This is a genomic window from Candidatus Villigracilis sp. (assembly GCF_057083605.1).
In genome coordinates this window covers 1-12,336 of record NZ_JBXMTI010000061.1, presented here as the reverse complement: position 1 = coordinate 12,336, position 12,336 = coordinate 1, and the positions used below count along the sequence as shown (strand labels likewise).

The following is a 12,336-nucleotide window of genomic DNA, read 5'->3' as shown; positions in this document are numbered from 1 at the left end:
CCTTAAGCTCCGTTTTTATCTTCGGTCTTGTCCTGGATGACGTTAATGACCTGGTCTACAAATTTTCGTGTGGGTAATGAACCTTTTTGATAAACCGCTTCAATATGACCGTTGAGTCGTTTGCGTTCTTCCACGGTAATATCCTTTGCGCTGACAACGACCACGGGAATATCCTTTGTGCGAGGGTCAAGTTTTAATTCTTCAACCAGCCCAAAGCCATCCATGCCGGGCATGGTCAGGTCGCTGATAATCAGGTCTGGTAGTTTTTGCCTGGCCATAGCGAGACCTTCCCATCCGTCCTTCGCGTGATACATGCGGTAATTCTTACGCCCTTCGAGCAGTCTTTGGATGAGGAGCGCGTCATCCGAATTATCATCCACCAATAATACACTGGTGGTCTTTTCATCCAGATTTTCGAGGGCGGCTTGTAAGCCTTCGCGCGGCGCAGGGGATTGGTCTTTGCTGAGATGCACATCCACTGCCCACTGATCGCCGAGAACGTGCTTCTCGACGGGGAAGGTGTGACCCGTGCAGTTGACCACTACTGTTTCATCCGCACCAATCTTACCTTCCTTCAACATCTTTTCCAAACCTGCAAACGCAACCGATGTTGCAGGCTCTACGGCCATTCCTTCACTCTTGGCAAGCGAACGCATGGCGGCAAAGGCCTCTGCATCGGTGACAGATTCCATCGTACCGCCAAATTGCTGGGTGAGATTCCAAAGATAAGTATAGGATTTGCCAGGATCGCCTGTGGAGAGGATGATGATGCTTGTAGCAGGAATAACGGCTTCAGCAACATCCCTGCCAGCTTTGAAGGCCTGCACCATTGGCGAACAACCTTCGGCTTGAATGATCGCGAGTTTGGGTATGCGGTCAATTAAACCCATCGCGAATAATTCTTTGAATCCCTGGTACACACCGAGCGGCCCAAGCCCACCGCTGACGGCCTGAATGTACCAATCCGGTGCGCGCCAGCTGAGTTGTTCCACGATCTCGTAGGCAATGGTCTTCATCGATTCGCGGGCGGGCACTGAACTTGCGCCGCGATCCAAAAGCAAATTTTTGCGCTGTGCAAATTGACTCGCGATCTGTTTTGTCTGATCGTAATTTCCGCTGACTCGAATGACTTCGGCACCGAAGAGTGCGGCTTCTCGCAGCTTCTCCTGGGGAACGAGGCTGGTCATAAAAACCCAAAGCTTGATCCCAGCCCGGGCACAGGCGGCGGCATACGCCACTGCTGCATTCCCTGTGGACGCGATGACGGCTTCACGCACGTTGTTCTCGTTCATCGCAGCGACGGCTACTGCGGCTTGCCTGTCTTTGAAAGAAGAGGTCGGGCCGTAGCGTTCGTCCTTGATGTAAACAGAAGCATGTCCCAGATTAGGTGCGAAGCGTTGTGACAGCCAGAGTGGAGTCCCGCCAGCGGGGTAGAGATCCAAAGCGGAGGGATTCTCAAGCGGTAGGATATCCTGATAGCGCCACATATTGGTTGGGCGGTTGGGGATGCCGCGCAGGATCTCGCGTTTGAAGGATTCGTAATCGTAATTTGCTTCAAGCCATTGTGAATCACAATGTTTGCAGATGGCAGGCACGAAGGCTTCGTAGGGCTGCTGCTTGCCGCAGATCGCGCATTGAAGGAAGGCTGGTTTAGTCATGTTGATCGGATCTTTGCACGGGTTCTGAATCTGATACTTTCGCTTCGATGGGCATGAAGACATAGAACGTGGCGCCTTCGCCCGGGACGCCTGTGCTTTCAGCCCAGATGCGCCCCCCATGCAATTGGATCAGTCGGCGGCTGATGGGCAGGCCGAGGCCTGTTCCGCCCGCTTTTCGGGTGGTGGATGAATCGACTTGTGTGAATTCCTGGAAGACGGATTCAAGTTGCGATTGCGGAATGCCAATGCCCGTATCTTTTACACTGATGAGGATGTTGTTCTCCTCTTTTATCGCGCGCACCGCGATCTTACCTTTTTCTGTGAATTTCATGGCATTGTTTACGATGTTGATCAATACCTGACGCAAGCGGGTTCTATCGGCGCTGATCATCACGTCATGGTCTGAGTCATCTTCAATGACGAGGTCGATGTCTTTTTCATTTGCGAGCGAGGAGGTAATGCTGGTGGCTTCCTCGATGACTTCCTGCAAATTGAATTTTTCAATGATGAGGTTCAATGTGCCAGACTCGATCTTCGCCATGTCCAGAACGTCGTTAATAAGGTGGAGCAGGTGTTGACCATTCTTCTGAATCAGTTTCAGGTCGTTATCCATATTGGGGGTCAACGGGCCATCCAACTCTTCGAGCATTACATCTGCAAAGCCAAGGATCGAATTGAGCGGTGTACGCAATTCATGCGACATATTGGCAAGGAAGGAAGATTTAAGGCGATCCAATTCGCGCAACTGCGTTACAGTAGCGGATTGTTCCACGTACAAACGGGCATTCTGTAATGCGATGGCTACCTGCGCGGCCAGCGTGGTTTGGATGGTGACATCTTCTTGTGAGAAGTGACCGGCCTGTTCAGATTGCACATCCAGAACACCCAGCACCTTGTCACCCACGATCATCGGAACCGCCATCTCTGAGCGTGTTTCAGGCAGCAGGAGATTGGGCAGAAAACCCTGTTCATTGCGCACGTCGTTTACGATGATGGCTTGTCTTTCACGGGCAGCACGCGCCACAAGCGAACGTTCTGCATCGGCTGCAATGGTATGGCCTGAGGTCACCATTTGCTTTCCAACTTCACCGGCACCGGCTGCCAGCAGGAGGGTGCTCCAGCTTTCATCCAGCAGATAGATGTGCGCGTGGTAGAGGTTGAAGCGTGTCTTCGTCAGGTCTACTACTTGTTGCAAAAGCAAGTCTGGGTTGAGCACGGTGGAGGCTGTAGAGGAAACTGCTGCCACTGTTTCAAGTTGATTGGCGCGCTGGGCAATGATCTCCTGATCGCGCTTGCGCTGGGTGATGTCAGTCACACTGGCACGCACTTGCGGGAGTTCACCCGGCAGACGCACGAGGCGAACTTCGCATGGGAAGTCCACTCCCTGCCCGTTGCGATGTATCCATTCAAAGACTGGCGCGCCGCCCTGCATGGCCTCGTTGATTTTTTCCATGGCTTTTTCGGTAGAGTCGCGACCATCCGGCTGGGTGGGCGGACTCATTTGTGCAGGTCCCACCTTTACAAGTTCTTCGCGGGGCAAACCATATAATTTTGTTGCGTTTTCATTCGGGTCGGCAAACAGCCCGGTGGTTAAATCTACAACCACAATGGCCTCTGGTGCGTTTTCAATCAAAGAGCGCAAACGGACTTCGCCCAGGTGAAGTTCATTTCGGCTGATCTCAGATTCTTCAAGCAGGCGCAGGTTTTCGATATGACTGCTCAACTGTTGAGTAATAACAGATACGATTTCAGCAGTATCGCTATCCATGCCATCTGTGGACTCTACGGTCAATTCGCCGACCTGCTCATCACGTACACGAATAGGATAGGACTGGGCAGGGGTATTATTCTCTTTGTTATTTCCACTTAATGACTCCACCATGTTTCCGCTATAGGTAAAGCCTTCAACGATATTCTTGCGGATATTGAGATAGTCATTCCAACTTTCGCGCGTTAGACGACGGGTGACCTGCTCAGCTTCCAAGCGGTATTTATCAGCCTGATTCAGCAGCCTGAGGCTTTCGAGGTGCTGTGCAAGCTGGGTTGAAACAGCCTCCAGAATGCCCAGTTCGTCATCCGTCCAGGCTCTATTTTCTTCTGTGATGTGAATCGAGCCGACCGATGCACCTGAGACCGTAATTGGCACAGTCAACGTTTCCTCTGATGCGGGGGAATTGAAGTCATCTAGGGCAACTGTTTTTGAGTCGTTATAAGCAAAGCCGATCTTTTCCTGTCGATCCACTGCATTCATGTATTCGTGCCAACCTGCGGAGGTAAGACGTTGAGCCTGTTCCTCCACGATATGGCGGGCTTCCTCTGCCTGATCGAACAACTGAGAGTTTTGAATGGTGACCGCAAGCTGACCTGCCAGCACCTGGAAGGCGGGTAGATTTGTTTCACTAAACGCATCTGGTACCGCGCTTTGCATATCCAGGACGCCCACAACTTTTTCGTTTACGATCAACGGCACGGTGAGTTCTGAGCGGGTGAGAGGCAGCAGAGGATTCGGCAAAAAGTTTGTACTCTTTTGTGTGTCACCAACCAGAAGAGGAGTGCGTTCCAAAGCGGCGCGTCCATTTAAGGAGGCTGGTGAAATTACCAACCTGTGCCCGCGTTGTAATAATTGTGCACCTGTATCACCTGTGCCTGCACGCATGATGAGGCTGAGCCCTGCCGGGTCAACCAGGAAGATTTGTGTATAGTACAGGTCAAATCTTGAACGAATCGTTTCAGAAGCCCTGAAGAGTAGATCAGAGAGATCACCGACTCTCTCTGTAATAGCACGCCCGACTTCAGAGGCCAGTTCAAGGTCGTGGGTTCGATCCGCAACCCGTTGTTCCAATGAGCCGATCAGATCACGCAGGCGGCTGGTCATTTGGTTAAATGCCTGGGCTGTTACACCGATCTCATCCTGTGATTTGACATCCAGGTGTACCGTCAAATCATCGCGCGCAATCGCCTCTGCGCCTTCCGCCAGTTGTTGGATGGGGGTCACGATGGATCTGGAATTGGATAAAGCGATCCGAATGGCCGCTATACTGAAGATGACCAAAATGACGAGGAACAGAATCGCAAGCTGATTTCGCGTTTCATATACCTGGCTGGCAGGTTGTTCCAATACCAAACCCCAGTTTAATTGATCGATCACGCTGGATGTGCCGATAACATCCTCCCCAAGCAAGCCGGTATATCTGGCTGAGTTTACACCGGGTTGATCCACAAGCAGCGGAGCCACACTGGGGCTGGAAGCCAGGTTGCGTTCCAACTTGATGACCGCAGGGTCACGATAACCGACCAGGTTACCTCGTTGATCCACTACATAGATGTATCCGCCTTCGCTGACTTCAAGTTCATTAAGCGGCTGCCAGATATTGCCGAGGTCTACGCGCGCGATCACCACAATTTGGCGGCCATCACGCGCTTTTGTTTGCAAGGAAATGGTGGCTATCGGTTGGCTTTCAGCATTGAATGAAACATTCCCAACGAATATCTCACCGCGTGCTGCTCGAAAGAAGGCCTCTTCATTGGCGCGGTTGGAAAAGGACGCAACACCCACATTCCTACAATCTTCCAGCCGGGAAACTTCGTCCCCATTGGTATCAAGAATGGACAGGGAAAGATACGCGTCAGCTGAGCGTCGGCAGATCAATTCCACAGTGGATACCCAATCGGGGTCGCCGCTATCCACAAATCCACCTATCAAGGTGACTTCGTCAAACAGGTCATTGAAATAACGGTTAATGTAGGCCCGGCCAACTTCAATAATGCTCGACTGGCGTGTTTGAATGGCTTGTTGACTAAAGCGGGCAAAGCCCCAGCCGAATAGAAGGCTGACAATGACCAGCGGTAACGCCACCGCAAGTACAAATGATATTGTCAAACGATTTGCCAAACGTCCAGTTTTTTTCATGTTTCATCCTCTCAGCAGGGTCGTGACCGGGCTCGATCTAATTTATTGGCCCAATACCCAGGTATTAAACAATTCATCCATATCGCCGCTGGCTTTCATATCCTGAATCGTCAAATTGATCAGGGCCAGCAATTCTGTATCACCCTTTTGAACTGAGGCGCCGATCTGGGCTGGTTGTAACACTTCGCTGGCTACCTTTAGCTCGGCATGGGTCTTGATATATTCGAGCGAGTTGATCTTGTCATTCAGTACGGCATCGCAGAAGCCATTGGAAAGGTCTTCCAGTGAACTAACGGTATCTGCATATTCCTGCGGCTTGATGGTTGCGCCGGCATCGTTCAGGGTTTGAACGAACTTGGCGCCCGTTGAACCAGTCTTTACACACACGGTCTTCCCGGACATTTCTTCCGCGTTGGTGATCGAGGTTTCATCAGCCTGTGTGACGATGACCAGGCCCGTGTCGAGATATCCATCCGACATATCCACCAATTCTTTTCTTGCATCGGTGATGTACATACCTGCAATCACCATATCCACTTTGCCTTCCTGAAGCGCGGCGATCAAATCACCAAATGCCATTTCTTTCCATTCGATTGGCACACCAATTTTCGCGGCAATCGCATTGGCGAGTTCTACATCCAGGCCTTTTAGCTCGCCGGTCTGAGAGTCACGAAATTCAAAAGGCGCGGTAATGGCCGTGCCAATCACGAGGCTGCCGCTGTCCTTGATTTCCTGCAATCGAGGCGTAAGCTCAACGGTGGATTGACCGCCCCCTGCGCAACCTGCCAACAGCAATGAGATCATGACGAGCGTGGCAATAATAAAGTGTGTTAATTTCCGAGTATTCATATCAGTCTCCTTTAGGTCTAGATACTTCTAATTATTTGGCCTGGTCTTCTGCGAAGACGCATCCAAAATTACACGGGTCTCTTTCGCGCTTAATGCTCGGCCCAGTTCACGCGCCGCCACCTGCATCGCGCCTTCCATTGTGGTTGAGCTTTGGATTTTCTGGTTGATGGAGGAGATCAAAGACTCGCGTTCCGCTTTTTGTTGCGCATGAGAAAAGGAACGCGCATTTCGGATCGCAACTGCAACCTGGTTCGCGATTGACTGGAGCAGGTCCACATCTTCACGCTTCAAGCCATCCACAATATTTTGCTGAACGTCCAACACTCCCAATACATCATCTCCGATGGAAATAGGAATGGCAATTTCAGATAGGGTTTCAGGCAGTAAAGGATTAGGCAGCCAATCCGGGTCAATGGATGTATTGGATACCAGGATGGGAGCATTCGTGATGCCTGCGCGACCCACCAGTCCTTTCCCTTTCGGGATTTTATGTCCGCGTGCCAGCATGGTCTGACCAGCCTCGCCTGTGCCACCGGACATGAGCAATTCGCCACCGGCTTCGTCATAAAGATAAATCTGGGCATGGTAGTAGTCGAAGGAGTTCTTCACCTGTTCCACTACTTCAACTGCAAGTTGTTTCTGGTCCAGAATAGTGGAGAGACGACGGCTGACTTCTGTAGAGGTGGCCAGCGCTTTGGTGCGGTCAACGACGCGTTGTTCGAGACCGGAAAGTGTTTCGTTCAACTGGTCGGTCATGCGATTGAAGGCACCCGCCAAAATTCCAGTTTCATCTTTTGAAGTGATGGTAGCCCGAGCAGAAAGATTTCCAGAAGAGATTTGTTCTGCAGTTTGGGTAAGGCGAGTGAGCGGCGCAGCGATAACCTGGCCAATTCCAAGGCTTAATAGTATGGCGCCAACCAATAAACCAATCAGGATGAATGTAGCTGTTTGCAGTGAAGAAGTCGTTTCGTTTTGAATTTGCTCGCGAGAAGTTATGATAGCTGAATTGAGTTCACTTACTGGTACGGTCACGCCAAGTCTATAGCCGGGAGTGTCAAGAGGCGAAGAAACAATATAGGTTTCCACGCCGTCAATGACAACAATCGATAATCCCGATGCTTCGCTTAACAAGCGGCTCGTTGCCTCCTGCAAATCCTTGGATCCATGACCCAGGATGGTCTCTTTCGGTGTTTCATTGACTGGCACTTCCTCGGGTTGCAGCCCGAAGAGGGTGTACCCTTTTGACGGCATTGCCAGGATGTGACCTGTCTCATCAACAAGGAAGGCAAAACCTGTTTCGCCGATTTTGATTTTCGAGATATTTTCAGAAATGCGAGCAAGCTGCATGTCAATGCCGATTACACCTTTGAAAATTCCGCCGGCGTCGTAAACAGGTGCGGAGGATGTAACGATCAACCCGGTACCTGCTGGGTCTTGATATGGCGCCGTCCAGCGTGGGATGCGTTCAGGGTTGTTTTGTGGATCGGCAACGGTAAAGAAAGGCTGGCCTAAAATATCAAAGTCTCCGGGTACGAGGCTGGCTAGCCCAATATTCGGGTAATATGTGGTGGAACCAAGCACACTCATGTAATAAACTGCGACAATTTGCGGTTGGGTTTTCAATATTCCCGGAGCGGAAAAGTCTAGAAAAGCGGATGTGTTTAGTTCCGATAGAACATTCTCATCAACGATCATGGTATTTGGAAGAAAAACAGAGGCTACGTCTGAAGCCGGGTTGCCATATTGGTTTTCGGACAATATGGATAATTTCGTGTGCGCATCCCAATATGTGCCTTGGCCCAGAATTGTGTCCTGCGATTCCAGTTGGGCGCGGTAATCTGCCAAATTGACCAGGCTGTCTCTCGTTGCCGAAAAAATTTGATCTGCGTTCGTTGCCTCAGTTTGGACAATGTTCTTCAACTGCGCTTCCGTCTGAGCCTGGACGCTGTTTTCAAATTCACTGGAAACTGATGTAACGATTTGATTTGCCCGTGTTAAGGCAAAGTATGACAGCGTACCGATGGAAATACCTTCGATTAACAGAATCCCCAAAATAATTTTCGTACGCAGGGAATAATCTCGAAACTGGCGGACAATGAAAAAGCCGAGCACACCCAATACCGATACCGCCAAAAGCTGAATGACGATGCCCGGCAGGGCGGGCCTAACTGTTGAACCGAAAACGTCCAAAAGTAGGGCAGCCAGGCCCGAGGCTAAAGTGGCAACTGCCATCACCCAAGCCGACCTTCGGGGCAAAATCTGGAATGCGATCATCGGGCCGGCAAACATTAAAGCGAGCCCGATGATCAATCCAAGTCCGATTACCAAAGCCGAGATGGGCGGGTAAGACACAGCCAATGCGCCGAGAACCAGAATTGTGCCAGGGGTGGGTTTTCCACTTCTGTTTAGCATTGCGCCGATTCCGAACAGAATGCCAAGCACAGATGAAATGATTGCCAGCGTATAGAATTGAGCGATCCCGGTTGTTTGAATTAGATACAGGTAATATGCCACTGCCATAAAATGGACAATGCAAAGCAACATGGCGATCAGAAATGCGGTGTGTGCCTGAAGTGTGTTATTTTCCGGGAGGCGAAATAGACTTTTTTTCATAACGACCTCTCTTCAATCGAAGTCTCACGATCTTCATGATTGCTGGTGGATTTCAACCGCACGCTGGTTTGTGCGCCGGTTGCCCGACCAACTTCACGGATCGCCACTTGCAAAGCACTTGCCACGGATGTTTCGCTTTGGATCTTTTGATTGATGGATGAGATCAACGCTTCACGCTCCGCCCGGGCATTTACCTCCGCATATGAACGGGCATTTTGCAACCCGACTGCCACCTGGTTGGCGATACCTGTGAGAAGTTCAACATCGTCTGGGAAGATGTCACCAACAACATCATCCTGCATATCGATTACGCCCAGCAGTTGATCGCCCAAAAGGATGGGGACGGCTACTTCGGCCTTCGTATCCGGTAGTAGGGGATTAGGCAGCCAATCCGGGTCTTGCGAGGTATCCGTTACCAGCACACCGGATTTTGAGCGGGCTGCACGTCCAACCAGCCCGCGTTCAATGGATATGCTGTGCTGACTTTCTAGCATGGCTCGCCCGCCTTCACCTGTGGCTCCAGCTAAAACAAGCGTTTGGCCGCTGCCATCCAGCAAATAGATTTGCCCGTGATAATAATCGTAGGCCGCCTTGATCTGTTCCACCACCTCGGTCACCAATTGTTTCTCATCCAAAATGTTCGAGAGATGGCGGCTTACTTCAATCGATGTGGAGAGCGCTTTGGTTCGATCCGCCACGCGCTGTTCAAGTGTATTGATGAAATCTCGCAAACGTGATGTCATCGTATTGAATGATTGCGCCAATACTCCAATTTCATCTTGCCCGGCGACCTCAGCTTGTAATTCAATATTTCCCTGGGCAATCTTGTTCGCAACATCCACGAGTGCTGTGATTGGTGAAGTAATGCTTCTGGTAACAATGAATGCAATGAAGATGGCCAGCAAGGCAGTAATGATCATCAAACCGACTGTGATTTGAAACACTCTATTGGATGCCTGCAATGCAGCATCTTGATCGTGTTCAGCAATAATCGCGATTTGGAGTTCCGGTATCCATTGGTAAGTGCCAAAAGTGAGATTCCCTGCGTAATCAGTGTAAGCGGCCGAACCTTCAGACTTATTCTTGATTGCGTCAGTTACACCTTGCGTGCGTACATAGGTTTCACCCAGTGTAAAATTTATGTGCTTTAGATCAGTTAATACAGCGTAGTTGGCGCTTACGATGTAAGTCTCACCGGCTTCTCCGATGCCGGTTTCCTGTTCCATGATATTACTCAATGTGGCAAGATTTACACGGCCGGCTAATACTCCTATAGTCCTCCCACTCCTGTTTTTTATGGGCTGTGAAATTATGATGGAGTAGCTGGAAAGAGATATTTCATATGCAGGTGGTGTAATATATTTATCTGTCAAACCCTTCTGGAAGAAGGTTTGATTTGCCTGAACCTTGCCTTCCTGGGGTGCATTTGTCGAGACTACAATTTCTCCATTAGTATTCATGACAAATATCTCTGTAAAGTACCCTGTTTTTTCATTAAAACTGACCAGTTCGTTTCTTAACTGGTTTTGGCTCAGGATTAATTCCTGGCTATTTTGCAGGAGCGCGAACATGCCCTGTTCCACTACCTGGTCTTCTTGAATAAGATCAAGATTTGTCTGTAAAACTTCCAACCAGCTTCTAATCGCATTTTTTTTCAAGATCGTTACAGATTTAAGCTCATCAAAGACGTCACTTCTCAGGCCCTGGGCACTGACCAATGTGGCTGTAGTACCGGTGATAAGCACAGGAAGGATTGCCAACAGTGTAAAAGCAAGAAGCAGGCGGTTTCTAAGTGATGTGAATTTAAATAAGCGGCTGCTTGCAAAGCCTTTATTATTTAAAATAGGTGGATTTTGGTTCATTACAACCTCCGGTCTCTTTTGCTAGTACCTGATATGTGTTACAGAATATCTTTTTAATTTGATGTAAATAATAGGACTTACAAATAAATCAGGGCCAATCTTCGGCTTACGTAAAATCAACGTGTTTATGGTAGTAGGCTGGCAGTTACTCTTAATCAGAGTAACTGCCAGCTTGTATTAACGATCTATTCAATGAACTCGTTGGTGTACAACGAATTAATATCCACAGTCGATGAAATAAAACCACCTGCAAGTAAAGTATCCACTGTGTTTTGCCAGACATCTGCATCCATCCATCCTATGGGTTGATCACCTGTATCAATCAATGGAACCTGGGCCTTCATTTGCGCTGTTTGTATTGTTGCATCCAATTTCTCATCATACTTAAGCGTGGCGGCCACAGCTTCTTCCGGGTTTTCCAGGGCATATTGGTAACCGCGTAATGTGGCGCGTATAAATCGTGCTGCAAGGTCGGGGTTCTGTTTCAAAAATGAACTGTTTGCAAAAATTAGATTGGCGTAAAAATCAACACCATAGTCGGAATAGTAAATCGTGTTTACGCTCAGGCCTCGCATTTGAGCTGTTACAAGATCGTTCGTGGAAAAAAGCCCGGCGTCTACATCTGTGAGACTTGTTTGCAAATCATTGGCGATTGGGTCGGCAAAGTCCCTTGCAACATAAGTGATTTCGCTGGTATCAACATTAAGCTTTTTCAACATTGCTGCCAATTGAATATTTTCAATGTATTTTGGATCCCCTGTTTCAATACCAATGGTTTTGCCAGCCAGATCTTGTGGGGTCGTAATGCCAGCCTCTTGCAACGAGACCGCCACCCAGGGACTCTTACGGAAGATCGTTGCGAGTGCTTGAACATCCTGTCCTTCAGATTTTGCAATCACCATGTTCACGCCTCTGGAAATCCCGAACTGGGCGCGGCCCTCTACTACTTCTGCAGTTGGGTTAGTATCATAGCCGCCCGCTACCAGCGTGACATCAATATTTTCATCAGCGTAAAATCCCTTTTCAACTGCCAGATAGAACCCTGTATACTCAATTTGATGGAACCAGGCAAATTGCATGGTTACTTTTTCTGGGGCACTGAAAAGATTACCGCAGGCGCTTACCAATAATGTCGTAATGATAAGCAACACGCCAATTATGCGGGCGGAATTTGTTTTCATTGGATTTTCCTTTCTAAAAATTAGTTGAATAAACCTATTTTGTCGCGCGCGAATCAAGGAGCGGCGATAAACTCATTTGTATAAATTGAAGATAATTCAATTGGATTGGAAATTAACTTGAACTCCAGCAGGATCGCCTGTGTGTTTTCCCATATATTCTCATCCATTGAACCAATCGAACCATCTCCGGTGTCAATAAATGGGATTTGGGTTTTCATTACCTTTTGCTGGTAGGCGAGATCAAGTGTTTCGTCATATTTGAC

6 protein-coding genes and 1 pseudogene are annotated in these 12,336 nt (G+C 49.1%); all 7 read right to left on the bottom strand.

Translation table 11 applies throughout. The annotated features are described in order from the left end of the window. Positions 1-2: 2 nt before the first annotated feature. On the bottom strand, positions 3-1,658 hold the full coding sequence (locus AC14M5_RS09030; RefSeq protein WP_484029326.1) for a pyridoxal-phosphate dependent enzyme: 1,656 nt from the start codon (positions 1,656-1,658) through the stop codon (positions 3-5). Beyond that, positions 1,651-5,568, bottom strand: coding sequence for a GAF domain-containing protein (locus tag AC14M5_RS09025; RefSeq protein WP_484029325.1), 3,918 nt, complete (start codon positions 5,566-5,568; stop codon positions 1,651-1,653). The genes AC14M5_RS09030 and AC14M5_RS09025 overlap by 8 nt, the downstream gene beginning before the upstream one ends. 42 nt (positions 5,569-5,610) lie before the next feature. Continuing rightward, positions 5,611-6,417: a transporter substrate-binding domain-containing protein gene (locus AC14M5_RS09020; RefSeq protein ID WP_484029324.1), complete on the bottom strand. Its 807-nt coding sequence runs from the start codon at positions 6,415-6,417 to the stop codon at positions 5,611-5,613. Between the two features lie 27 nt (positions 6,418-6,444). Beyond that, positions 6,445-9,030: a cache domain-containing protein gene (locus AC14M5_RS09015; RefSeq protein ID WP_484029323.1), complete on the bottom strand. Its 2,586-nt coding sequence runs from the start codon at positions 9,028-9,030 to the stop codon at positions 6,445-6,447. Continuing rightward, positions 9,027-10,892, bottom strand: a complete 1,866-nt coding sequence (locus tag AC14M5_RS09010) for a cache domain-containing protein (RefSeq protein ID WP_484029322.1) — start codon at positions 10,890-10,892, stop codon at positions 9,027-9,029. The genes AC14M5_RS09015 and AC14M5_RS09010 overlap by 4 nt, the downstream gene beginning before the upstream one ends. 185 nt (positions 10,893-11,077) lie before the next feature. Beyond that, a complete protein-coding gene (locus AC14M5_RS09005; protein WP_484029321.1) occupies positions 11,078-12,073 on the bottom strand; it encodes an ABC transporter substrate-binding protein in 996 nt (331 codons plus the stop codon). Positions 12,074-12,126: 53 nt separating this feature from the next. Next, a pseudogene (locus tag AC14M5_RS09000) lies at positions 12,127-12,336 on the bottom strand (hypothetical protein); the annotation flags it as partial.